The organism is Amaricoccus macauensis (genome assembly GCF_049800915.1).
In the GTDB taxonomy this organism is placed as follows: domain Bacteria; phylum Pseudomonadota; class Alphaproteobacteria; order Rhodobacterales; family Rhodobacteraceae; genus Amaricoccus; species Amaricoccus macauensis_A.
This window is the reverse complement of sequence record NZ_JBNAFY010000001.1, coordinates 741,129-763,101: the sequence shown is the minus strand read 5'-3', so window position 1 is coordinate 763,101 and position 21,973 is coordinate 741,129. Positions and strand designations below refer to the sequence as shown.

The 21,973-nt window shown below is 61.3% G+C and carries 22 protein-coding genes; 15 read left to right on the top strand and 7 right to left on the bottom strand.

The genetic code is table 11. The features are described from left to right. The first annotated feature begins 118 nt into the window (after window positions 1–118). Both ACP15W_RS03440 and ACP15W_RS03435 read left to right on the top strand, forming a co-directional pair. Window positions 119–604 carry a hypothetical protein gene (locus ACP15W_RS03440; RefSeq protein ID WP_424931422.1) on the top strand — a complete coding sequence of 162 codons (486 nt, stop codon included), beginning with the start codon at window positions 119–121 and terminating at the stop codon, window positions 602–604. Between the two features lie 5 nt (window positions 605–609). After that, on the top strand, window positions 610–1,389 hold the full coding sequence (locus ACP15W_RS03435) for an SDR family oxidoreductase (protein WP_424931421.1): 780 nt from the start codon (window positions 610–612) through the stop codon (window positions 1,387–1,389). On the opposite strand, the gene ACP15W_RS03430 is transcribed toward ACP15W_RS03435, so the two are convergent. After that, window positions 1,386–1,826, bottom strand: coding sequence for a DUF1810 domain-containing protein (locus tag ACP15W_RS03430; protein WP_424931420.1), 441 nt, complete (start codon window positions 1,824–1,826; stop codon window positions 1,386–1,388). The two genes, ACP15W_RS03435 and ACP15W_RS03430, sit on opposite strands and share 4 nt — an antisense overlap. 351 nt (window positions 1,827–2,177) lie before the next feature. Between ACP15W_RS03430 and ACP15W_RS03425 the strand changes: the two genes are divergently transcribed. Continuing rightward, the gene (locus ACP15W_RS03425; protein WP_424931419.1) at window positions 2,178–3,188 is read left to right on the top strand and encodes a ribonuclease T2 family protein; all 1,011 of its coding nucleotides are present in this window, start codon (window positions 2,178–2,180) and stop codon (window positions 3,186–3,188) included. Window positions 3,189–3,242: 54 nt separating this feature from the next. On the opposite strand, the gene ssb is transcribed toward ACP15W_RS03425, so the two are convergent. Continuing rightward, window positions 3,243–3,716 (bottom strand): single-stranded DNA-binding protein, encoded by a 474-nt coding sequence (ssb, locus tag ACP15W_RS03420; RefSeq protein WP_424931609.1) that lies wholly within the window; start codon window positions 3,714–3,716, stop codon window positions 3,243–3,245. A gap of 206 nt (window positions 3,717–3,922) precedes the next feature. Between ssb and ACP15W_RS03415 the strand changes: the two genes are divergently transcribed. Both ACP15W_RS03415 and uvrA read left to right on the top strand, forming a co-directional pair. Then, window positions 3,923–4,501, top strand: coding sequence for a lytic transglycosylase domain-containing protein (locus ACP15W_RS03415; protein ID WP_424931418.1), 579 nt, complete (start codon window positions 3,923–3,925; stop codon window positions 4,499–4,501). A gap of 153 nt (window positions 4,502–4,654) precedes the next feature. Next, entirely contained in the window at window positions 4,655–7,516 is a 2,862-nt protein-coding gene (gene uvrA, locus ACP15W_RS03410) for an excinuclease ABC subunit UvrA (RefSeq protein ID WP_424931417.1), read from the top strand. A 46-nt stretch (window positions 7,517–7,562) separates the two neighbouring features. On the opposite strand, the gene ACP15W_RS03405 is transcribed toward uvrA, so the two are convergent. Beyond that, window positions 7,563–8,336 (bottom strand): hypothetical protein, encoded by a 774-nt coding sequence (locus tag ACP15W_RS03405; protein WP_424931416.1) that lies wholly within the window; start codon window positions 8,334–8,336, stop codon window positions 7,563–7,565. Window positions 8,337–8,784: 448 nt separating this feature from the next. On the opposite strand from ACP15W_RS03405, the gene ACP15W_RS03400 reads away from it, so the two are divergent. Next, window positions 8,785–10,155 (top strand): dicarboxylate/amino acid:cation symporter, encoded by a 1,371-nt coding sequence (locus ACP15W_RS03400; protein WP_424931415.1) that lies wholly within the window; start codon window positions 8,785–8,787, stop codon window positions 10,153–10,155. Window positions 10,156–10,216: 61 nt separating this feature from the next. On the opposite strand, the gene ACP15W_RS03395 is transcribed toward ACP15W_RS03400, so the two are convergent. Next, window positions 10,217–11,716, bottom strand: a complete 1,500-nt coding sequence (locus tag ACP15W_RS03395) for a CoA-acylating methylmalonate-semialdehyde dehydrogenase (RefSeq protein ID WP_424931608.1) — start codon at window positions 11,714–11,716, stop codon at window positions 10,217–10,219. Between the two features lie 152 nt (window positions 11,717–11,868). Here ACP15W_RS03395 and ACP15W_RS03390 point away from each other — a divergent pair, with 152 nt between their 5' ends. The 6 genes from ACP15W_RS03390 to ACP15W_RS03365 all read left to right on the top strand — a co-directional run bounded on the left by ACP15W_RS03390 (window position 11,869) and on the right by ACP15W_RS03365 (window position 15,653). Continuing rightward, window positions 11,869–12,777, top strand: a complete 909-nt coding sequence (locus ACP15W_RS03390) for a LysR family transcriptional regulator (RefSeq protein WP_424931414.1) — start codon at window positions 11,869–11,871, stop codon at window positions 12,775–12,777. A gap of 167 nt (window positions 12,778–12,944) precedes the next feature. Next, on the top strand, window positions 12,945–13,382 hold the full coding sequence (locus tag ACP15W_RS03385) for a CBS domain-containing protein (protein ID WP_424931413.1): 438 nt from the start codon (window positions 12,945–12,947) through the stop codon (window positions 13,380–13,382). 70 nt (window positions 13,383–13,452) lie between these two features. Then, window positions 13,453–13,971 carry a pantetheine-phosphate adenylyltransferase gene (gene coaD / locus ACP15W_RS03380; protein ID WP_424931412.1) on the top strand — a complete coding sequence of 173 codons (519 nt, stop codon included), beginning with the start codon at window positions 13,453–13,455 and terminating at the stop codon, window positions 13,969–13,971. A gap of 108 nt (window positions 13,972–14,079) precedes the next feature. Beyond that, window positions 14,080–14,592: a peptidylprolyl isomerase gene (locus tag ACP15W_RS03375; protein ID WP_424931411.1), complete on the top strand. Its 513-nt coding sequence runs from the start codon at window positions 14,080–14,082 to the stop codon at window positions 14,590–14,592. 2 nt (window positions 14,593–14,594) lie between these two features. Then, window positions 14,595–15,173 carry a peptidylprolyl isomerase gene (locus ACP15W_RS03370; protein WP_424931410.1) on the top strand — a complete coding sequence of 193 codons (579 nt, stop codon included), beginning with the start codon at window positions 14,595–14,597 and terminating at the stop codon, window positions 15,171–15,173. A gap of 219 nt (window positions 15,174–15,392) precedes the next feature. Beyond that, window positions 15,393–15,653: a hypothetical protein gene (locus ACP15W_RS03365; RefSeq protein WP_424931409.1), complete on the top strand. Its 261-nt coding sequence runs from the start codon at window positions 15,393–15,395 to the stop codon at window positions 15,651–15,653. Here ACP15W_RS03365 and tyrS read toward each other — a convergent pair whose 3' ends face one another. Then, entirely contained in the window at window positions 15,654–16,910 is a 1,257-nt protein-coding gene (gene tyrS, locus ACP15W_RS03360; protein ID WP_424931408.1) for a tyrosine--tRNA ligase, read from the bottom strand. A gap of 76 nt (window positions 16,911–16,986) precedes the next feature. Here tyrS and ACP15W_RS03355 point away from each other — a divergent pair, with 76 nt between their 5' ends. The 3 genes from ACP15W_RS03355 to ACP15W_RS03345 all read left to right on the top strand — a co-directional run bounded on the left by ACP15W_RS03355 (window position 16,987) and on the right by ACP15W_RS03345 (window position 19,754). Next, a complete protein-coding gene (locus ACP15W_RS03355) occupies window positions 16,987–18,063 on the top strand; it encodes an anhydro-N-acetylmuramic acid kinase (RefSeq protein ID WP_424931407.1) in 1,077 nt (358 codons plus the stop codon). A 123-nt stretch (window positions 18,064–18,186) separates the two neighbouring features. Next, window positions 18,187–19,317: a polysaccharide biosynthesis/export family protein gene (locus ACP15W_RS03350; RefSeq protein WP_424931406.1), complete on the top strand. Its 1,131-nt coding sequence runs from the start codon at window positions 18,187–18,189 to the stop codon at window positions 19,315–19,317. A 206-nt stretch (window positions 19,318–19,523) separates the two neighbouring features. After that, window positions 19,524–19,754, top strand: coding sequence for a hypothetical protein (locus ACP15W_RS03345; RefSeq protein WP_424931405.1), 231 nt, complete (start codon window positions 19,524–19,526; stop codon window positions 19,752–19,754). A gap of 88 nt (window positions 19,755–19,842) precedes the next feature. Here the strand turns inward: ACP15W_RS03345 and miaA are convergent, their stop codons facing one another. Together miaA and ACP15W_RS03335 are read right to left on the bottom strand one after the other, a co-directional pair. Next, window positions 19,843–20,751 (bottom strand): tRNA (adenosine(37)-N6)-dimethylallyltransferase MiaA, encoded by a 909-nt coding sequence (miaA, locus tag ACP15W_RS03340; protein WP_424931404.1) that lies wholly within the window; start codon window positions 20,749–20,751, stop codon window positions 19,843–19,845. Window positions 20,752–20,857: 106 nt separating this feature from the next. Beyond that, a complete protein-coding gene (locus tag ACP15W_RS03335; protein WP_424931403.1) occupies window positions 20,858–21,691 on the bottom strand; it encodes an META domain-containing protein in 834 nt (277 codons plus the stop codon). Window positions 21,692–21,973 lie beyond the last annotated feature (282 nt).

Here is a 21,973-nt window from a genome sequence, read left to right as displayed (position 1 = left end):
GTGAGGCATGGATGCCATTGCAGGTTGCGCAATCTCGCCCTCGGGTCGATGACAAGGTTGGAATCGATTGTGAACCGCGCCTGCGCGGCTTCAATTCATTGAATTGATGGGGGAAGAAATGCCTGATTCTGATACCGACACACCGTCGCCGGCGTTGTCCGCGGAAGCGCTTCGGAAAAAGATGGCGGAAGATCGTGCGGCAGAGATATCGCAAAGGTCCGTCGCGGACGAAGCCGAGTTCGCGCGCCAGAAAGCCTTCGCCGAGGATTTTCTCAACAATCATATTGGCCCCGACGAGCGAATGCATATTCGCGGGCTCATCGAGAATGCCGCGCGCAATCGCGAATACGAGACGATGGTCTATTCCTTTCCGTCGAATCTCTGCACCGATGGCGGAAGGGCAATCAACAATGCGTTGCCTCATTGGCCGGAAACGCTCCAGGGCAAGGCGCGGGAGATATACGACCTGTTCGAGGAAGTCGGAAAGCCGCTTGGCTACCGTTTCAGGGCGCTGGTCGTGACCTTCCCCGGCGGCATTCCCGGTGACATCGGATTCTTCGTGTCCTGGAAGCCGCCGATCGAAACACATCGCAAGGGTGGATAGCACAAATGGATCTTGGAATTTCGGGCAGAACGGCAATCGTGTGTGCTGCCTCACGCGGGCTGGGGCGCGGCTGTGCCGAGGCATTGGCAGATGCGGGCGTGAACCTGGTGATCAATGCCCGGAGCTCCGATGTGCTTGAAGAGACGGCGGAGGAGATCCGGTCCAGCTACGGCGTGGAGGTCACGACCGTCGTGGGCGACATTACGGCCGAGGCGGATCGTGCCCGTGTCATTGAAGCTGCTCCGGACGCCGATATTCTCGTGACAAACGCGGGCGGCCCGCCGCCGGGTCTCTGGAGCGACTGGGGGCGGGATGATTTCATCCGCGCCCTCGATTCGAACATGCTTACACCGATTGCCTTGATGCAGGCACTGCTGCCCGGCATGTGCGAACGTGGCTGGGGCAGGGTGGTCAACATCACTTCGCAGTCAGTTAAATCTCCCATTCCCGCGCTGGGGCTCTCCAATTCCGCGCGCGCCGGATTGACGGGCTTTGTCGGCGGAACGAGCCGTCAGGTCGCATCAAAGGGCGTGGTAATCAACAATCTGCTGCCGGGCATTCACGCCACGGATCGCGCCAACGCTCTGGACGGGAATGCCGCCAAATCCGAAGGGCTGTCCGTCGAGCAGGTTCGGGCCCGCCGTGCCGGTTCGATTCCCGTAGGTCGCTACGGTACGGCCAAGGAATTCGGCGCGACCTGCGCTTTCCTTTGCTCCATCCACGCGGGCTACATGATCGGACAAAACATCCTGCTCGATGGCGGCACCTTCAACGCGACGCTTTAAGTCTCCGCACGGTCCTCGGCGTTCAGGATCTGCAGTGTCAAAGGGTCCGGCTCACCATCGAAGAACGTGTCGAGCGCCTCGTCAAAGAGGCGCTCACGCGGATCTGCCGCACGGAAGAGTGTCAGGCAGGACCGCAGTTTCATCGCGTCCACACTGCCAAGAATGGTTTCGGCTGGCACCGATCGATGCGTAAGGAGGGTCGCAACTGCATCGCGAAGTCTTTGCCCGAGAACCTCGTCATCAAGATAGGCTCGTGCCTCCGCGCGTGAGGCGATGGCATAATAGGCAGCCGTCCCGCTGCGCCCCAGTCCCGCAATTTGCGGGAAGATGAACCACATCCAGTGCGACACCTTCCTGCCGGCGGAAAGCTCTGCATGCGCCACGGGCCACATGCTCTCTTGTGCCTTGTGAAAACGGGCGAGGCCGAGAACGCTCATGAAGTCCCCCTCTCATGGCAGTGGTGTGGAATGTTCGTTGCGCGCACGGCTTTCCCGAGGTTCACCGCAACGGGGAAGCGAGAGACCCGCAGGCTATCAAATTGTCATTCTTGTGGGTATAAGTGATAAGGAGTTTCACAGAAGGTCGCCGGACGGGGCCGACTGTTCGCCCGGCCAGGGGCGGCCGGGACCGAGCCTGATCTGCGGGGCCAATCGGGACCAATTGCGCCACCCCGTGCCCAATTCCATCTACGGCCAATTTTCTTATGTGATTTGCATTAAGAGTAACGCAGGGGTCACGCAATGTTGAGTAAGCATTCCGTAAGTTTTTTTCACATGGGGAAGTCCTGAATGCCGGGTGTGCTGTTGGCCGTGCCGTTCATCGTCCTGCTTGCCGGGGAAGCGCATGCCTTCGAAAAACTGGAGGGTTTCTTCGTCGCCACGGCCGTCTGTGATTTGCCGCAATCGATGAAAACAGGTGCCAATCCGGGCGATCTCCTTACGGAACCGAATGAAGTCTACGAGATGATCGGCACCAACTCCTCGGAGCGTGCGCATTTCCAGATACGAATCCCGGACGCGCCAGGCAGCACAGATCGCTGGGTCGACGGAAACTGCGGAATGCACGTGGCAGGAACCGTCGCCTCGTCTGCTGCCGAGGACACCGCCGACGAGCGCAACCCAAGGCCGGTCTCGAACGAGGTCAATGTCCTCGCGTTGAGCTGGCAGTCTGCATTCTGTGAACACCGTCCAAGAACGCGAGAATGCGAGCTTCTCAACGATGGCGCCCTCCCGATGGCGGAAATCCGGTTCTCCGTCCACGGGCTCTGGCCGCAGCCCCGCGACCAGGAATATTGCGGCGTATCCGACTCGATCATTGATCGCGATACCTCTGGCCGGTGGCGCGATCTGCCGGATGGCGATGTCTCCAGAGCGACGTTGGAGGCGCTCGCTGTCGCCATGCCCGGCGCATTGAGTTCGCTCCATCGCCACGAATGGATCAAGCACGGAACCTGCTACAATGCTCAGGGCGGCGCAGACGAGTATTTCAGCGACACCCTGATGCTGACCAATGCCGTGAATGCCTCGGAAGTCGGCTCATACGTTGCCGGACGTCTCGGCGAGGAAGTGCGCACCAGTTGGATCAGGCAGCGCTTCGACGAAGCCTTCGGAGCCGGTGCAGGAGACCGGGTCGAATTCGTCTGTTCGGATGATGGTTCGCGGCGCCTGTTGCGCGAGTTGCGGATCTCGCTCCGCGGCGAGATCACCGAGAATTCGAGCCTGGGGGATCTCATGCTCGCCGCGAGCCCCGTCGATCAGGGCTGCAAGAAGGGGATCATCGACACTTACGGGCTGCAATGATCCACATCGTGAATGCGGCCCGCGCGGTGGCGGGCCGTTAGCGCGCTCTCGCGATCAGAACGGAATTTCGTCGTCGATGCTACCGCCGCCACCGCCGCCCGAGCCGCTGCCGCCATAGCCCCCGCCGCTGGAACCGCCGCGGTCATATCCGCCGCCACCACCGCCGCCGCCTTCGCCACGGCCGTCGAGCAGGGTCAGTTCACCCCGATAGGGCCGCAGGGCCACTTCGGTCGAGTAGCGGTCCTGGCCGTTCTGATCCTGCCATTTTCGGGTCTCGAGCTGGCCTTCGAGATAGACCTTGGACCCCTTGCGCAGATACTGCTCGGCAATCCGCCCGAGGTTTTCATTGTAGATTGCGACCGAGTGCCACTCGGTCCGCTCCCGGTTCTCTCCGGTATTGCGATCGCGCCAACGCTCGGACGTGGCCACGCGCAGGTTGACCACCTTGCCGCCACTGGGAAATGTCCGTGATTCCGGATCGCGTCCCAGATTTCCGACCAGAATGACCTTGTTGACGCTGCCCGCCATGTGAACCTCCTCGATGCTCGGAATGGTGTGTCGTGTGATTGCCAAGACCACTTCCGGTGGTGCGCCACCCCGATTTCAGGGCCGTTGTAGGATCAACGATCGGTAAAGAACAAGTTGAAAACGGACCCGTCTTGTGGTTTTTCATTCCCCCAAAACACGGGCAATTGCTCTGCATTGCCGGGGCGGAACCCAAAAGCAGGAACGGGATGGTGAAGAAACGGATTGTGCTTCTGGCCGCGGCGTGGGCGTGCGTCTCGATCATGCCCGCGAATGCGCAGAGTCTGCTCAATAGCCGCTCAAGTCTTTCACCCGAATATCAGGCGCTTATCCGCAAGCCGGTACCAGGTGCCCTCAAGGGGCAATTGCGCCGCCCTTCGCAATTGGAGGACGGGGAGTGGACGATCCCGCGCTACAGCGGATCGCGGGGCGTATACCAGGATATGGCACGCGCTGCGGCCCGCCGCCACCAGATCCCCGAGGATCTCTTTCTGCGCCTGGTGAGCCAGGAGTCGAATTTCGTGCCGGCCGCGAAATCCAGCAAGGGCGCCATCGGTCTGGCCCAGCTCATGCCCGGCACCGCGCGACTGCTGGGGGTCAATCCGCATGACCCGAAGCAGAACCTCGAGGGCGGGGCCCGCTACCTCAGCCAGCAATACCGCAAGTTCGGTGACTGGCGCCTGGCGCTCGCGGCCTACAACGCCGGCCCCAACGCGGTTGTGAGATACAAGGGTGTGCCGCCCTACAAGGAAACCCAGAACTACGTGAAGAAGATCCTGGGGCGCTGATCCGCCACAATTTGTGCCCTAATTCTTGTCGCACTGGTGAGATTTCGCGCATCGCCATTTTTGCGGTTGTGGTCGATCACGTTTTGTTCTCATAATCGGACTCGCAATCTCCCGGCTCCGCGTTAAGTATCGCCAGTTACCAGGAGCGAAGGCATGGCCGAGCAGAAGTTCATCGAAATCCGCGGCGCACGCGAGCACAACCTGAAGTCGATCGACGTGGACATTCCCCGCGACCGACTCGTAGTGATGACCGGGCTCTCCGGCTCGGGTAAGTCGAGCCTGGCTTTCGATACCATCTATGCCGAGGGCCAAAGGCGCTATGTCGAGAGCCTGTCGGCCTACGCGCGGCAATTCCTCGACATGATGCAGAAGCCGGATGTCGATCATATTTCCGGTCTCTCCCCGGCGATCTCCATCGAGCAGAAGACAACCAGCCGAAACCCGCGCTCCACCGTGGGCACCGTCACCGAAATCTACGACTACATGCGGCTGCTCTTCGCGCGCATCGGCACCCCGTATTCGCCCGCCACCGGCCTGCCCATCGAGGCGCAGCAGGTGAGCCAGATGGTCGATATCACCATGGGGCTCGATGAAGGCACGCGTGCCTATCTGCTCGCGCCGATCGTGCGGGACCGCAAGGGAGAGTATCGCAAGGAATTTCAGGATCTTCGGAAGCAGGGGTTCCAGCGCGTCAAGGTGGATGGCGAGTTCTACGAGCTCGAGGAGCCGCCGACGCTCGACAAGAAATACCGACATAACATAGACGTGGTCGTTGATCGTCTCGTGGTCCGCGAAGGGCTTGAGACGCGGCTTGCCGACAGCCTGCGAACCGCGCTCGACCTGGCCGACGGGATCGCGATTCTCGAGACCGCTCCAACCGATGGGGCAGACCCAAAGCGGATCACCTTCTCCGAGAACTTTGCCTGTCCGGTTTCGGGCTTCACCATTCCCGAGATCGAGCCGCGCCTCTTCTCGTTCAACGCGCCCTTCGGCGCCTGCCCGGACTGCGATGGATTGGGTGTGGAGCTTTTCTTCGATCCGCGCCTCATCGTGCCGGACGAAAGCCTCCCGGTTCTCAAGGGCGCCATTGCGCCATGGTCGAAAGGGCAGTCGCCCTACTATCGCCAGACGATCGAGGCACTGGCCCGCCACTACGACTTTCCGAAATCTGCCCGCTGGCGCGATCTGCCGGAGAAAGCTCGTGACGTTCTGCTCTACGGATCGAAGGGCGAAAAAATCAAGTTCCGCTACGATGAGGGCGGCAGGGTCTACGAGATCGAGCGCCCCTTCGAAGGCGTGATCCCGAACATGGAGCGCCGCTATCGGGAGACGGACTCCAACTGGGTTCGCGAGGAGTTCGAGCGCTATCAGAACAACCGTCCCTGTCATACCTGCGGTGGATACCGACTGAAGCCGGAGGCGCTTGCGGTCAAGATCGCCGGCCTTCATGTCGGCGAAGTGGTTCGGATGTCGATCCGGGAAGCGCGGGACTGGGCCGAAACCGTTCCGGAACATCTCACGGCACAGAAGAACGAGATTGCCCGCGCGATCCTCAAGGAGATTCGCGAGCGCCTCGGCTTTCTCGTCAATGTGGGCCTCGACTATCTGACGCTCGCGCGGAACGCCGGCACGCTCTCGGGCGGGGAAAGCCAGCGAATTCGGCTCGCGTCGCAGATCGGCTCCGGGCTGACGGGCGTGCTCTATGTTCTCGACGAGCCGTCAATCGGCCTTCATCAGCGTGACAATGGTCGCCTGCTAACCACCCTCAAGAACCTCCGCGACCAGGGGAACACGGTGATCGTGGTTGAGCATGACGAGGAAGCCATCCGCGAAGCCGACCACGTGATCGATATTGGTCCCGGCGCCGGTGTCCACGGCGGCAAGATCATCGCGCATGGCACGCCTGCCGATATTGCCGGTAACCCGGATTCGATCACGGGCCAGTATCTTCAGGGCGTTCGGGAGATTGCAGTTCCCGCTGTGCGCCGGCCCGGCAACGGCAAGTCGGTCAAGGTGCTTAACGCGACCGGAAACAATCTTCGTGGCATTGACGTGAAGTTCCCCCTGGGCGCGTTCACCTGCGTCACCGGAGTGTCCGGGGGCGGGAAATCGACGCTGACCATCGAGACCCTGTTCAAGACCGCTTCGATGCGGCTCAACGGGGCACGTCAGACACCGGCGCCCTCGGACGGGATCGAGGGGCTCGAGCACCTCGACAAGGTCATCGACATCGACCAGTCACCCATCGGGCGCACGCCACGTTCGAACCCGGCCACCTATACCGGCGCATTCGGCCCGATCCGGGACTGGTTTGCCGGCCTGCCCGAGTCGAAGGCAAGGGGATACAAGCCGGGGCGGTTCTCGTTCAACGTGAAGGGCGGTCGCTGCGAAGCCTGTCAGGGGGATGGTGTCATCAAGATCGAGATGCACTTTCTGCCAGATGTCTATGTGACCTGCGAAACTTGCGGTGGAAAGCGCTACAATCGCGAGACGCTTGAAATCCTTTTCAAAGGCAAGAGCATAGCGGACGTTCTTGACATGACGATCGAGGATGCCGAAGAGTTCTTCGCGGCCGTGCCCTCGATCCGGGACAAGATGTCGACGCTCATGCGCGTGGGCCTCGGTTACATCAAGGTTGGTCAGCAGGCGACCACGCTCTCGGGCGGCGAAGCGCAACGCGTGAAACTGTCGAAGGAACTTGCGCGCCGTTCAACAGGCCGGACGCTCTATATTCTCGACGAGCCGACCACGGGTCTGCATTTCGAAGACACGCGGAAACTGCTCGAAGTGCTGCACGAATTGGTCGAGCAGGGCAATACGGTGGTGGTGATCGAACACAATCTCGACGTCATCAAGACGGCTGACCATATCATCGACATCGGTCCCGAAGGCGGCGATGGCGGTGGCTCCGTCGTCGCGACGGGAACGCCCGAGGATGTCGCCACGGTCGCAGAGAGCCATACCGGCCAATATCTGAAGTCGATCCTGGAAACGGCTCGGGTCGCGGCGGAGTAGCGAGCAGGAATGACGTCGGTGCGGTGCCGTCACCGCACCCACCACGTCATTCCGTTGTGGCGGGTCTCCGCGCTTTCAAGTTGAGATTGTAAAGCTCCATGAGGGTGTAGCCGAAGAGCGCCATTCCGAACATTTCGACCACTTCTTCCACACCGGCGATCAGGTGGTAGGTGAAGGAGCCGTATTCACCTCCGGTCTCCACATGAAAGGCACTGGCCATCTCGATGCCGATAGCGCCGCCGAGATAGATCGCCCCGAAGAGAATCATCAGCAGCATGATGCGACGGGGCTGACTGAGAACGAACCTGAGAAATACCAGACCGCAGAGAAGCACGGCCGGCGCTGCGGGAACGACCCAACTGAACCGGAAAATTCCGTCCGCCTCGACGAAATAGGCGCCCAGAGGCGCGAACCGTTCATGGATCTGCGCGGCTTCGTCGAAAGAAAGAAACATCAGGATCAGCGCCAATCCGACCCAATACCAGCGCCAATGGTTGTTCTCGGCGAAGGCCGCCAGCGCCAGGATCGAACAGAACATGGCATTGACGAGAATCAGTCCAAAATTGAACAGCGTCGGGAAGTTCTTTTCGGCATTGAGCAGAAAGAACTCCGCAAGACGCTTCACGAGGCCCGTGGTTGTCGCATCAAGGTAAGCCGCCCCGATGTTCAGCAAATAGAACAGACCGGCGATGAGCGTGGCCCCGAAGAGGTAATGGCTTGGCTTCAGGGGCAATTGGGTCGCAACGGGCGGCCAGCCTGCGGTACCGGGCGGGTACGCCTGCCCGTTCTGTTGCGCCGCGGTGTTCATGCCGTCCTGCATCTGCCCTCTTAATCCTGAAAGCGCACGCAAGAAAGGCACGCAGCAAGCGCAGAAAATAGGTGCGGTTTGGCGGGTTGTCAAAAAAATGTCACAATGTCCTTCTGCAATGCTCGCTGCTTGGCCGCGAATGTCCATTCCGGTCGATTCGAGGGGTGTTTTTCATGTCGCCGTCCCTTGGATTGTGACTTCGCGGAGGCAAGTATTGATCTGGAAGCCTGCCATTTTTGGCGGTCTGGGACGCCAATTTCCCGAATGCAGGTTAATCTGAAGGCTGGATTTCTGCCTGAATTTTGATAGCGTTTTAATCAGTGCTGAAAGTTTGGGGGGATGCGCACGCTGTGGCATGTACCTCTGGCGGTTTTTCGCAGCCGTTCATTTCGCAGGTGCACTCTTTGAATGCAGATGCGAGAAGCGGCTCGAATTTGAACAAATGAGAAGGGGAGCGTTCATGGCTCAAACTGCTTCGGACCGAACAGGATCGAAGATGTCCCTCACGATGAAAATCCTGATCGGTATGGTCGCGGGAATCGTGGTGGGTGTCATCTTCAACACCATCAATTCAGATTTCATCTCGACCCATGTTGTCGGCGGTTTCTTCGGCATGATCGGAGCGATGTTCGTCAACGCTCTCAAGATGCTGGTCGTTCCACTGGTGATCTTCTCGCTGCTCTGTGGCGTGATGGGGATCGGCGACATCCGGCTTCTGGGCCGCGTGGGCGGAAAGTCCTTCGGCCTCTACATTTGCACCACTGCCATCGCGATCGCCGTGGCAATGATGCTTGCGATCATCGTCGGACCCGGTGTCGGCTTCAACATGGAGGGCGTGGACACCTCCGGGATCACCGGACGAGAAGCGCCGACGGTCTGGGAAGTGTTCGCAAACATCGTTCCCTCGAACCCGATTGCTGCATTCGCGAACGGTGAAATGCTGCAGATCATCTTCTATGTGATCGTCGTGGGAATCGCCGCGCTGTCGCTGGGGGACTTCTCGAAAAGCTTCGCGGAAGGCTGCGAATACATGAACGAGCTGATGATGAAGATCGTCGGCATGGTCATGGCCTTCGCGCCCTATGGCGTTTTCTGCCTCATCGCGAAGACGTTCTCCGAACAGGGGATCGACCTCTTCATCCCGGTTCTTGCCTATGTCGGAACGCTGGTCGGCGCACTGTTCCTGCACCTCTTCGTGACCCTGATGGTCATCCTGAAGCTGACCACGGGTCTGAGCCCGTTCACCTTCATGAAGAAGATGCGCTCGGCACAGATCTTCGCCTTCTCCACGGCAAGCTCGAACGCCACGATCCCCGTCACCTTGCGCTCCGTCACCGAGCGTATCGGCGTGGACAACTCGGTCGCCTCCTTCACGGTTCCATTTGGCGCCACGATCAACATGGACGGCACGGCCATCATGCAGGGCGTTGCCACGGTGTTCCTGGCCAACGTCTACGGCATCGACCTGGGTGTCGGCGGCTACATCACCGTGATCGCCATGGCGGTTCTTGCCTCGATCGGCACCGCCGGCGTTCCGGGTGTTGGGCTCGTGATGCTCACAATGGTGCTGGGCCAGGTCGGTCTGCCCATCGAAGGCATTGCGCTCATACTCGGTGTTGACCGTCTCATGGACATGATCCGCACGGCCGTGAACATCTCGGGTGACGCCGTGGTTTCGACCATCGTCGCCAAGAGCGAAGGCAAGCTTGATACGGCGGTGTTCGATGATCCCGATGCGGGCGTCTACACGGAGTCGGACATCCACTTCGATCCCGAAGCCGAGGAGCGCCTCGCCAAATCCGCGCGGCCGCATCCGCATCTGGCCGAGTAACGGCTGCAGGAAAGCCTGCGGCGGGAGCCAACCGCCGCAGGCGTCTCGGTTGGGCGCGCGCTCAACCCATCGTCGGGATTGCGAATTGCGCGCCTTCCTTGGCCCCGGACGGCCAGCGTGACGTCACTGTCTTGGTCTTCGTATAGAACTTGAAGGCGTCCGGCCCGTGTTGGTTGAGATCGCCGAAGGCCGAGAGCTTCCACCCGCCGAACGTGTGATAGGCCAAGGGCACCGGGATCGGCACATTCACCCCGACCATTCCCACATTGATCCGTGACGCAAAATCGCGCGCCGTGTCGCCATCGCGGGTGAAGATCGCGGTGCCGTTGCCATAGGGGTTGCCTGCGACGAGCCGCAGCGCATCGTGATAGTTGCCCGCGCGCACCATCGACAGCACGGGACCGAAGATCTCTTCGCGGTAGATGTTCATCTCCGGTGTCACGTTGTCGAAGAGACATGGCCCCACGAAAAAACCGTTCTCGTACCCCTGCAGGCTGAAATTGCGGCCATCGACAATGAGATCCGCTCCCTGTGTCACGCCGCTCTCCACCAGACCGAGGATGCGCTCCTTGGCCGTGTTCGTGACCACGGGGCCGAGATCCACCTCATCGCCCGCGGTGTAGGGACCGACGCGTAAGGCTTCGATGCGCGGGATCAGCCGCGCGCGCAGCGCCTCGGCTGTCGCATCGCCCACCGGCACCGCGACCGAGATCGCCATGCAGCGCTCGCCGGCCGCGCCATAGCCCGCTCCGACCAGCGCCTCCACCGCGCTGTCGAGATCCGCGTCCGGCATGATCACCATGTGGTTCTTGGCGCCGCCGAAGCACTGCACGCGTTTGCCCGCCATGCAGCCATGCCCGTAGATGTATTGCGCGACCGGCGTCGATCCCACGAAACCGATGGCGGCAATGTCGGGATGAGCAATGATTGCATCCACCACCGTCTTGTCGCCATTGACCACCTGCAACAGCCCATCGGGCAGCCCGGCCTCCCGCATCAGTTCGGCCAGCATGAGCGGCACGCTGGGCGCACGCTCGGAAGGCTTCAGGATGAAGGCATTTCCGCAGACGAGGGCAGGGCACATCTTCCACATCGGGATCATCGCGGGAAAGTTGAAGGGCGTGATCCCGGCAACGACGCCAAGGGGCTGACGCATGGAATACATGTCGATCGCCGGCCCGGCACTGTCCGTGAATTCGCCCTTCAGCAGGTGCGGCGCTCCGATGCAGAACTCGGCCACTTCCAGACCGCGAATCACATCGCCTTTTGCGTCGGCAAGCGTCTTTCCATGCTCACGCGAAAGCGCTTCGGCGAGCTTGTCCATGTCGCGGTTGAGAAGCTGGACAAAGCGCATCATCACCCGCGCGCGGCGTTGCGGATTCTGGGCTGCCCAGAATGGCTGGGCCTCCCGCGCGGTCTCTACGGCCCGGTCCAGCTCATCGGCATCGGCAAGCGGCACGCGTGCGCACACTTCGCCCGTTGCCGGGTTGAAGACATCGGAGAAACGGCCCGATCTTCCTGAAACCCGCGCTCCATCGATGAAGTGGCACATCTCTTCCATCACTCGTGACTCCTGCCAACCTGCGGTCCGGCCGCAACGGATCGGACCTCAGCCGCTACACCATGGGCAGCAGGTTAAAATTCGGCAAAATCGTTTTGAAAATTTGCAAGAATTCCAGTCTGTGCTAACAGATGCCCATGCAGGATGGTGTCTTGAAATGGGATGATCTTCGGGTCTTCCTCGCTGTCGCGCGGGAAAAGCGACTTGTGAACGCGGCAAAGCACTTGGGCCTCGATCCGGCAACCGTGGGGCGCCGTGTTTCGGCGCTCGAGGAGGCCATGGGAAGCCAGCTTTTCCTCCGCTCGCCCCAGGGATACGGGCTCACGGAAGCCGGGCGCTCGCTGGTCACCCATGCCCAGGCGATGGAAGATCATGCGGACGCGGCCAGCCAGGACCTTGGCGGACAGCCGGAGAAACTTTCCGGTGCAGTCAGGATCGGCGCCCCGGAAAATGTTTCGAACTACCTGCTCACGGACGCCTGCGAGGTTCTTTCGCGAGAAAATCCGCAACTGCAGGTCCAGCTCGTTGCCCTGCCGCGGCTTTTTTCTCTCTCCAAACGCGAGGCGGATCTCACGATCACGGTTTCCCCTCCGAGCGCGGGACGGCTCACCGTCCGCAAGATTTCGGACTATAACCTGCACCTCTACGCTCGGCCCGAGCTCATTGCCGCAACGGGGCAGATCCGTACGCTTGACGACCTTCGGAATGTGCGCGGGATCGGCTACATCTCCGACATGATCTTCGACAAGGAGCTGGATTATTTCGCGCTTCTCGGTCGGGACGCCGACCCCGCCCTCACATCGAACAGCCCCATCGTTCAACTGCGCTGGTGCCTGAAAGGCGCGGGTTTCTGTATCCTCCCCGATTTCGTCGCACGCGAGCATCGGGATCTTGTTCCCGTGCTGGCCGACGAGATACGCTTGACGCGAGCATTCTATCTCGTTCGCCACCAGGACGACGCCCGCGTCGCGCGGATCAATCGCATTGCAGATGTCGTCGTGGACTGGATGCAGCAGGTCCTGAGCGAATCCAGTGAAATGCGAAGCTCCACGCTCTGCTGATCGGCACGCGCCCTGTTCCCTTCGTCCCGGTTCCCAACCGCCTCGCAGTCAGGCATTCTTGTCAACTTCGACGCGAACTGCGGCGGCTTTGCTTGACTTCCGCGACTCGGGTTGAAAAAAATGGGGATAAACAGAAATAATCGTGCTCTCAGCAGGGGAAAAATATCATGATCGTTCGCAAGATCATCGAGTTGAAACAGATTCAGCAGATCCTGACGGTCAAGCCCGATCAGACCGTTCAGGAAGCCGCACAGTTGCTGACGGCCAAGAAAATCGGTGCGGTCGTGGTCAGCTCCGACGGTGTCTCGCTCGACGGAATCCTGTCGGAACGCGACATCGTCAAGACGATCGGACGCACCGGCGCCAGTTGCCTCGAAGACAGGGTCTCGAACTTGATGACCGCCCAGGTCATGTCCTGTTCACCCGACGACACCACCGGAACCGTGATGGAGCGGATGACGGAGGGGCGCTTCCGCCACATGCCGGTTCTCGAGGATGGAAAGATGATCGGAATCATTTCGATCGGCGACGTGGTCAAGGCGCGCATCAGCGAAATTCAGGAAGAGAATTCCGCGCTCACGGGTATGATCGCCAACAGTTGGTGAAATACTCCCCGGAGCTTGCACGTTCGCGCGGGGATCTCTGTTGAACAGTAGTAGGGGCAAGGGGGCTCAAATGCGCGTAGGTCTATATCCGGGGACATTCGACCCGATCACGCTCGGCCATATGGATATCATCCGGCGGGCGTGCCGCATGGTGGATCGCCTTGTGATCGGCATAGCCATAAACCGGGACAAGGGCCCGCTTTTTTCGCTCGACGAACGCGTGGCAATGGTCGAGGCGGAATGCGCCCCGATCATGCAGACGACCGGGGTCGAGATCGTCGCGCATCCGTTCGAGAACCTGTTGATCCACTGCGCCCAGGACGTGAAGGCCAATGTCATCATCCGTGGATTGCGCGCCGTTTCCGACTTCGAATACGAGTTCCAGATGGTCGGCATGAACCGCGCCATGAACGACGACATCGAAACCGTCTTCCTCATGGCGGATGCAAACCATCAGGCGATCGCCTCTCGCCTCGTGAAGGAAATCGCCCGGCTTGGCGGGGATGTGAGCCCCTTCGTGCCGGGGCCCGTGATCGACCCGCTGCTGCGCAAGTTTGCCAGCCCGAAAGCCTTCGCCGCGGCGACCTGACGGATTGCGCCCGCCGCGGCGCGGGAATTCGCTCGGGAGGCGAAAAGCGGTTTCATCTTCCTCATGCATTCGACTAGGGTCCGCCGCGAGTAACCTGCGGAGGACCGAATGGCCGAGATCAAGGATCCGGAAAACACGCTCATCATCGCGCTGAAGGACGGCGAAGTGGTGATCGAGATGCTGCCCGATGTGGCACCGAAACATGTGGAACAGATCAAGGCACTTGCCCGCGAAGGCGAGTATGACAACGTCGCCTTCCACCGCGTCATCGAGGGCTTCATGGCCCAGACCGGCGACGTGGAGCATGGCGACATGTCCGACGGTTTCAACCTGCGTCGCGCCGGCACCGGTGCTTCCCAGAAACCCGACCTGCCGGCCGAGTTTTCCAAGCTGCCGTTCGATCGCGGCGTATGCGGCATGGCCCGCGCCCAGAACCCGAACAGCGGCAACTCGCAGTTCTTCATCATGTTCAAGGAAGGCTACTTCCTGAACGGCCAGTACACCGTCTGGGGCCGCGTGGTGTCCGGGATGGATCACGTGGACGCCATCACCCGTGGCGAGCCGCCCCGCGAGCCCGACCGGATGATCACCGTCCGCGTCGCCGCCGACGTGGAGGCCTGAGCATGCTGCGTTCGACATTGGGCGCTCTCCTCGCCGTCGGCTTGCTGGCAGGCGTAGCGCAGGCCCAGGACGAAGGCGAAATCATGGTCATCGAGGTCGCCGGCGAAGCCAATGGCACCGTCGAGATCCAGCTCCTGCCCGAGATTGCCCCGCAGCACGTCGAGCGTCTCACGACGCTTGCCCGCGAAGGCGCCTATGATGGCGTGGTCTTTCACCGGGTGATCGATGGCTTCATGGCTCAGACCGGCGATGTCGAATTTGGCACGCAGGAGGCCTTCTCCGGCGGACAGGCCGGAATGGGCGGCTCGTCCTACCCGGATCTGCCGGCGGAGTTCTCCGACGTGCCCTTCGAGAAGGGTGTCGTGGGCATGGCACGGGCGCAGAACCCGGACAGCGCCAACAGCCAGTTCTTCATCATGTTCGACGAGGGCGCCTTCCTGAATGGCCAGTACACGGTCGTGGGCAAGGTCATCGAGGGGCAGGACGTGGTCGACGCCATCAAGCGCGGCGGCGGACGCAATGGCACCGTGAGCTCCGAGCCGGACGTGATGCAGGACGTCTACATCAAGGGCGAAGGCTGATTTCGCAAGCCTTTTCCCAATCTGCTCACCGGAGACCGCAACACCTCCGGTGAGCTGAATGCACGCACGAAACCGTGTTTCGGCCTCGATACGGCGCTTCGCCGGCCCTACCTCAATTGTGCAGATCGATCCAAGGGCACCGCGCGGAAGCGGGGCGCATCATGGGTCGAAACCAATCCGGGCATGATCTGTCCGGGCAACCAGAGGAGGACGAAGCCAATGAAACCGCATCCCAAGGACCGTTTCGAGGCGATCGGCAACGAAATCCGCGCGGCGCAGAGTAACCTCGAGCAGGATGCCTCGAACGACTGGTCAACCGGCATCGGCGGGCTGCTCAACGGCCTGTCCCACGAGTTGGACTCCATCGGTCCCGATCATGACGAACCCCACGACGAAGTTCACGGCAAGTTCGATTCCATCGAACGGCGTCTGGGCGAGGTGAAGGACCGGATGGGTGCGAAGCAGGGCCACCCGGTCTGATCAGCTCTCGAGACGCACCAGCGCGTGGCGCTTCTTGCCCGCCGAAAGCTTGCGCGGCTCCGCGAGTTCGTCGCGCCCCACGACCAGACCCGCCTCGGTCACGGGTGTGTCGTCCAGACGCGCACCGCCTTCCGCGATCAGCCTCTTGGCCTCCTTGCCGGAAGCCGAGAGGCCCGACTTGACGAAGAGCTGCACAATGGAGATGCCCGCCTCGGGGATGTCTCCGGCCCCAAGGGTAACGGTCGGCAGATCGCCTCCGATCCCGCCGCGCTCGAACACCTCTCGTGCCGTAGCCTCTGCCGCGGCCGCAGCCTCGACCCCGTGGCACAACGTGGTCACTTCATTGGCAAGAATGATCTTGGCAGCGTTGACCTCGGATCCACCGAGCGCGCCCAGCCGTTCGCATTCGTCCAGCGGCAGCTCCGTGTAGAGTTTCAGGAAGCGGCCCACGTCCGCATCTGTCGTATTGCGCCAGAACTGCCAGAACTCGTAAGGCGAGAGCATCTTCGCATTGAGCCAGATGGCGCCTCCGGCGGATTTGCCCATCTTCTTCCCGTCCGAGGTGGTCAGCAGCGGCGTGGTCAGCCCGAAGATCTCCGCGCCATCGACCCGGCGCGTCAGGTCGATCCCGTTGACGATATTGCCCCACTGATCCGATCCGCCCATCTGCAAGATGCAGCCGTAGCGGCGGTTCAGCTCCAGGAAATCATAGGCCTGAAGGATCATGTAGTTGAACTCGAGAAAGCTCAGGCTCTGATCCCGGTCGAGCCGTGATTTCACGCTCTCGAAGGAGAGCATCCGGTTGACCGAAAAATGCCGCCCGATATCGCGCAGAAACTCGAGGTAGTTCAGGTTGTCCAGCCACTCCGCGTTGTTGCGCATGATGGCATCGGAAGGCCCATCGCCGTAGGCGAGGTATTTCTCGAACACCCCCTTGATGGTGGTGATGTTGGCGTCGATCTGGTCGGGCGTGAGCAGGGGCCGCTCATCGGACCGAAAGGACGGATCACCCACCTTCGTGGTCCCGCCGCCCATCAGCGTGATCGGCTTGTGCCCGGTTTTCTGCAGCCAGCGCAAGAGCATGATGTTCAGAAGGTGCCCCACATGCAGAGACTGCGCGGTCGCGTCATAGCCGATATAGGCCGGCACGACCCCCTCGATGAGCTTGTCGTCAAGAGTTTCAAGATCCGTGCAATCCTGCAGATAGCCGCGGGCCATCAGGACATGCAGGAATTCGCTTTTCGGCTTGAATGTCATGGGACTCGTCCTTTCACCCGGAGCGGCGCCGTTCTATAGCCATCGCAAGACCAAAGGAAAAGGGGCAGACTGATCCATGCGCGCTCTGGGACTGATGTCAGGCACCTCGATGGACGGTGTCGATGCCGCGATTGTTGAAACGGATGGTGTTGATATCGCGGGCTTCGGCCCGAGCGCCTTCATTCCTTTCACCCCGGAAGAGCGCGGAATTCTGCGCGCGGGCCTTGGCATGTGGCCGGGCGAGACGGATCTGGGCGAGGCGGAGCAACTCGTGCGGGCCCGTCATGCGGAAGCAGTCGCGAAGTTCGAGGATGCAGAGGTCGTCGGCTTCCACGGTCAGACCCTGGCGCATGATCCGGCCGGGCAGGGGACCCACCAGCTCGGTCGGGGCGATCTTCTGGCCCGGGAAACCGGCCGTCGCACCGTCTGGGATTTCCGAACTGCGGATGTGGCGAGCGGCGGCGAAGGCGCGCCGCTGGTGCCGTTCTTCCATTTCGCCTGCGCGCGGCGCATGGGCGCGGCCCGGCCCCTGGCCTTTCTCAACCTGGGCGGTGTCGGCAATGTCACCTGGGTCGATCCGTCCGCAGAAGCACCCGAAGCGCCCGGCGGGCTGCTGGCCTTTGATACGGGGCCGGGCAACGCGCTGATCGACGATTTCGTCCACGAACGACTGGGGCAGGGGTTCGATGCCGGCGGTTTGGTCGCCGCCAAGGGCAGGGTGGATGAGGCGGTCCTAGCCGATCTCGAACGCCATCCGTATCTCCAACGCCCACCGCCGAAATCCCTCGACCGGCAGGATTTCCACGATTACCTCGCGCGTGTCGGGCATCTTTCCACCGAGGATGGCGCCGCGACCCTCACCGCGCTGACGGCCGCTTGCGTGGCGCTTGCCGCCCGCCATTTCCCGATCCCGGCCGAGCGCTGGCTCGTCTGTGGCGGAGGACGTCACAACAGGACACTTCTCGGTGCTCTGGGCCGGATGACGAATGCCCCGGTCGAGCCTTGCGAGGTTGCGGGCTTTGACGGAGACATGCTCGAGGCGCAGGCTTTCGGCTATCTCGCGGTCCGTGTTCTGCGGGGCCTGCCTACGTCCTCGCCGGCGACCACAGGCGCGAGGCTGCCGGTTTCGGGCGGCCGGATCAGCGATCCATGAGGCTTTTGCTTCTCAGTGGTGCCGATCGGCAACGAATCCCGGCGGCATGAGGCTGGAGTGGCACGGGCAAAAACGTTAGATTTCCCGGAAAATTCGGGCAACCAGTCCCAAAGAGGCAGATCGATGCAGGCATTCCGCAAGATTGCGGTCAACGCAGTCAATGCGCTCCTCGTGAGCACCATGATCGCAGGATGTACCTTGCCACGCTCGGGGCCCACCGCGCGCGAGATATCCTCCGGCGGCGACGATCCGGCCTATCAGCTCCATATCGTCGATGTGACCCCGGATATCGCAGCGGTCACGACCTATACCGAGCCGCTGGGCTTCGGATCGGAATTCACCTCGCTCGGTCCCATCGGCGCCGACGCGATCCGCTCCGGCGACACGCTCGCACTGTCCGTCTGGGAGAATGTCGACGCGGGCCTTCTCGTCTCCACGGGGCAGAACGTCACCTCCATCGAACAGCTCAAGGTCGACCAGAACGGCAACATCTTCGTGCCCTATGTCGGCCCGGTCCAGGCCGCGGGAAAGACACCCTCGGAACTGCGCCAGACAATCACCGAGGCGCTCACCCAGCAGACACCGGACCCGCAGGTCGAGGTTCGCCGTATCGAGGGCAATGGCGCGACCGTGAGCGTCCTTGGCGCCGTCGAGAATTCCGGCGTTTACCCCATCGAGGTACCGACACGGCGTCTGTCCTCCATGCTGGCCATGTCGGGGGGCGTGAACATCGAGCCCGACATCGCGCAGGTGAAGATCGAACGTCAGGGACGGGTAGGGCGCGCCTGGCTCCAGGATGTCTATGACAACCCGAGCTACGACATCGCGCTCCGTGGTGGCGACAAGATCATCGTCGAGGCGGACCGACGCACCTTCACCGCGCTCGGCGCCAGCGAGAGACAATCGCGCGTGAACTTCACCAAGCGCGACATGTCGGCAATCGAGGCGCTCGCCTCCGCAGGCGGTCTCGACGGCGATGCAGCCGACCCGACCGGCATCTTCATCTTCCGGAGTGAGCGGCCGGACATTGCAAGCGGCGTTCTGGGCGGTGCAGCGGTTGCAGGACCGCAACGCATTGCCTACGTGATCAACCTGACCAAACCCGAGGGCATGTTCGCGGCACGAGAGTTCATCATCCGCGATGACGACACGGTCTACATTACCGAAGCGCCATTCTCCTCTTGGCGCCAGGTCATCGGCCTGACCGCTACCACCGTCGCGCTCGCAGGCTCGGTCGCCGCCATCGCCAACTAGGGCAGGGCGCGTCCGGCAGCGGGAGGAAAATACGGGGCGGGCGGGGACGCCCGAACCGGGAACCTCGCGCCCCAGGGCCAGATGAGCAACATCCAGCTCACATCACAGTTCGTGATGATAAACATGCCGAACATTCATTTGAATTATCCTGCGCCATTCCTAAATTCAGGGCTGTGACCAATGATGGTGACATAGGAGAACTGAAAATGGCGCATCAAATTCAAGCACATGCGGGACATGGACTGCCGTCTGTCCGCTCGTCCTACCTTGGACGCACGGTCCTCGGCACTGCGGCCCTGATCCTCGTGCTGGCAATCTTCTCGGGTGGTGGAACCTACGAACCGACCGCACAGGAATTCCAGACCAAGGAATTCGCGGCACCGGCACTTCTCGAGGAATGGCACGGCAACAGCGCACACATCCGGTCCGCCGAATGACCGGTTGCGGTCAAACCTCAACAGCCAAGCCAGAACGGCCCGCCAGCATGACACTGCCGGCGGGCCCAACTTTCCCGATGACCTGAAGTCACTCGGGCGGGATCCTCTTCAAGGGATCGCCATCGGCCGGATCGATCCAGTCCCAATCGGCCATCCGACCCCGAAACCACTGCCTCTGACGCTTCGAGAACTGCCGCGTGACGGTTACGGCACGGGCAATCGCGTCCTCAAGGCTGCATTCGCCCCGCAGGTGCCGCATGAGGTCCTCCGCACCGAGCGCTCGCGCGGACGGCATCGTCTCCGAAACGCCTGAGGCAAGGAAATCACGCGCCTCATCCAGGGCGCCGAGCGTGACCATTTTCCGGAACCGCGCCTCGATCGCAGCATGCTGTGCTGGCACCGCCGGATGGACCACAAAACAGGCGCAGCCCGTGCGGGGCAGCATCGGTGGTGGCGTTTCGTCCTGCCATTGTGTCAGGCTTCGTCCGGTGCTCCTGAGAACCTCCCAGGCCCGCTGCACGCGCATCGGGTTCGCCAGATCGATCCGTGCATGGGTCCGCGGGTCCAGCCGCTCGAGATCCGCGATCATCGCCGCCAGCCGGCCGCCATCGATCATCGCCTGGGAGAGCCTGCGAACCTCCGGCTCGATGGGCGGAATGTCCGCAAGTCCCGAGGTCAGTGCCGTCAGGTAGAGCGCGGTGCCACCGATGATGATCGGCCTCTGTCCGGCAGCCTCCAGAGTGCCAAGCAATGGCGCCAGATCGTCGAGCCAGTTGCCGACCGAATAGCGGATGTTGGCCGAAACGTGCCCGTAGAGCGCATGAGGGGCCCGTACAGTGTCGGTCTCCGAAGGCCGCGCACTTAAAACCCTCCAGCAATCATAGACCTGTAGCGCATCTGCATTGATCACCACGCCGTTGTCGCGTTCGGCAATGCGCATTGCGAGCTCGGATTTGCCGCTTGCAGTGGGTCCAGTCAGAAGAACAGCACGCCGCATGCGCAATCAGAGACCAAAAATATTGACCGGCGATCCAACCTTAAATAACATAATCATCATTATCCGATTTTGATACTGCATGCGGGCATGGCCGGCCCACACCCGTTCATTTTACGGAAACGGCCTCGAATTTCGCGATTTCCACGCCCGCAGTATCGAGAAGGACCAGTTCTTCCCCGGATATCTGAAGGCCTGCAGCATTCGAAATGACGTCGCTCAGCAGCGTTTCCCACTCCTGCAGTTCGTTCAGGCAGGCCATCCGTGTCGAGGCGGCGCCAGGGCCGAAGGAAATCGCATCCTCATCCGTCAGATCGTAGGTGCCCATGAACTGGTTGCAGCCGACCGTGGCGGTGAAGCGGCTTTCCTCGTCCAGCAAGATCATGTGCGGTTCCTTGCCGCCCTCGGCGGCCGTGATCTCGGAGCCGTAAAGCGAAAGGATCTTCCAGTAGGTATTCGTCAGTGAAACCTCGCTTGTCGCGCTTTCACAGGAGACCTCGGGCCAGACACCGATAAACCGCGAGACCGTCACGGAATGACCTTCATCGCTGCCCTCCGTCTCCTCGCCCACGATGTCTCCATCGAATGTCGCAAAAATCGGTGTGCCGGACTCACTGCCCGCTGCCAGATAGGCGTGCTCGAGAGCGGCGAAATCGCCTTCTTCCTCAATGGAATGGGTCACCCCTGAAACGCAATCGAGGAATGTGGTGCCATCCGCCGTCATCGTCACGAGTCCGCGCATGGACGAGTCGTCCGAAGTGCCCGGCCTGTCCTGATTGAGGTCGGTCTCCACCGAAGTCGCGCTTTCTTCTTCCGTAGCAGCCTGTGCCGAAAGGAATTTCTTCTCGTGCCGCTGCACGCGCGCAACATCCGGGTCTGGCATGTCGTGGCGGAGCAGAAATTGCGGTGAGGCCCCGTCCTGGCTGACAGTATGGGTCGTCACCGGCAAATCCGGCGAACGGTCATACGTATCGGAAACGTCCCGAGCCCCGGCGACGGATATCGGGGATGCCAGCACCAGTACGGCGCAGAATATTCGACTTAACATTCGAGCTTGCCACTCTTGATCTACCAACCCCGGTTTCCAGATTGGCAGGATTCTGCCGTTTGTCCAATCCCCGTGTAGGTTCTGCTTGAAGAATTCATCTATGTGTCAACGTCCGTGGTGCCAATCATGAAGTGAACACGGAGTTAACACGAATTCTCGATCCGAATTTGGGCCGCA

Excerpts from the sequence above, each read along its gene's own strand:
- tyrS (WP_424931408.1), bottom strand. The coding sequence starts at position 16,910 with ATGACATTCAAGCCGAAAAGCGAATTCCTGCATGTCCTGATGGCCCGC.
- ACP15W_RS03370 (WP_424931410.1), top strand. The coding sequence starts at position 14,595 with ATGCTGCGTTCGACATTGGGCGCTCTCCTCGCCGTCGGCTTGCTGGCA.
- ACP15W_RS03435 (WP_424931421.1), top strand. The coding sequence starts at position 610 with ATGGATCTTGGAATTTCGGGCAGAACGGCAATCGTGTGTGCTGCCTCA.
- ACP15W_RS03415 (WP_424931418.1), top strand. The coding sequence starts at position 3,923 with ATGGTGAAGAAACGGATTGTGCTTCTGGCCGCGGCGTGGGCGTGCGTC.
- ACP15W_RS03355 (WP_424931407.1), top strand. The coding sequence starts at position 16,987 with ATGCGCGCTCTGGGACTGATGTCAGGCACCTCGATGGACGGTGTCGAT.
- coaD (WP_424931412.1), top strand. The coding sequence starts at position 13,453 with ATGCGCGTAGGTCTATATCCGGGGACATTCGACCCGATCACGCTCGGC.
- ACP15W_RS03430 (WP_424931420.1), bottom strand. The coding sequence starts at position 1,826 with ATGAGCGTTCTCGGCCTCGCCCGTTTTCACAAGGCACAAGAGAGCATG.
- ACP15W_RS03385 (WP_424931413.1), top strand. The coding sequence starts at position 12,945 with ATGATCGTTCGCAAGATCATCGAGTTGAAACAGATTCAGCAGATCCTG.
- ACP15W_RS03345 (WP_424931405.1), top strand. The coding sequence starts at position 19,524 with ATGGCGCATCAAATTCAAGCACATGCGGGACATGGACTGCCGTCTGTC.
- ssb (WP_424931609.1), bottom strand. The coding sequence starts at position 3,716 with ATGGCGGGCAGCGTCAACAAGGTCATTCTGGTCGGAAATCTGGGACGC.
- ACP15W_RS03375 (WP_424931411.1), top strand. The coding sequence starts at position 14,080 with ATGGCCGAGATCAAGGATCCGGAAAACACGCTCATCATCGCGCTGAAG.
- ACP15W_RS03425 (WP_424931419.1), top strand. The coding sequence starts at position 2,178 with ATGCCGGGTGTGCTGTTGGCCGTGCCGTTCATCGTCCTGCTTGCCGGG.
- ACP15W_RS03365 (WP_424931409.1), top strand. The coding sequence starts at position 15,393 with ATGAAACCGCATCCCAAGGACCGTTTCGAGGCGATCGGCAACGAAATC.
- ACP15W_RS03400 (WP_424931415.1), top strand. The coding sequence starts at position 8,785 with ATGGCTCAAACTGCTTCGGACCGAACAGGATCGAAGATGTCCCTCACG.
- ACP15W_RS03350 (WP_424931406.1), top strand. The coding sequence starts at position 18,187 with ATGCAGGCATTCCGCAAGATTGCGGTCAACGCAGTCAATGCGCTCCTC.
- ACP15W_RS03405 (WP_424931416.1), bottom strand. The coding sequence starts at position 8,336 with ATGCAGGACGGCATGAACACCGCGGCGCAACAGAACGGGCAGGCGTAC.
- ACP15W_RS03440 (WP_424931422.1), top strand. The coding sequence starts at position 119 with ATGCCTGATTCTGATACCGACACACCGTCGCCGGCGTTGTCCGCGGAA.
- uvrA (WP_424931417.1), top strand. The coding sequence starts at position 4,655 with ATGGCCGAGCAGAAGTTCATCGAAATCCGCGGCGCACGCGAGCACAAC.
- ACP15W_RS03395 (WP_424931608.1), bottom strand. The coding sequence starts at position 11,716 with ATGGAAGAGATGTGCCACTTCATCGATGGAGCGCGGGTTTCAGGAAGA.
- miaA (WP_424931404.1), bottom strand. The coding sequence starts at position 20,751 with ATGCGGCGTGCTGTTCTTCTGACTGGACCCACTGCAAGCGGCAAATCC.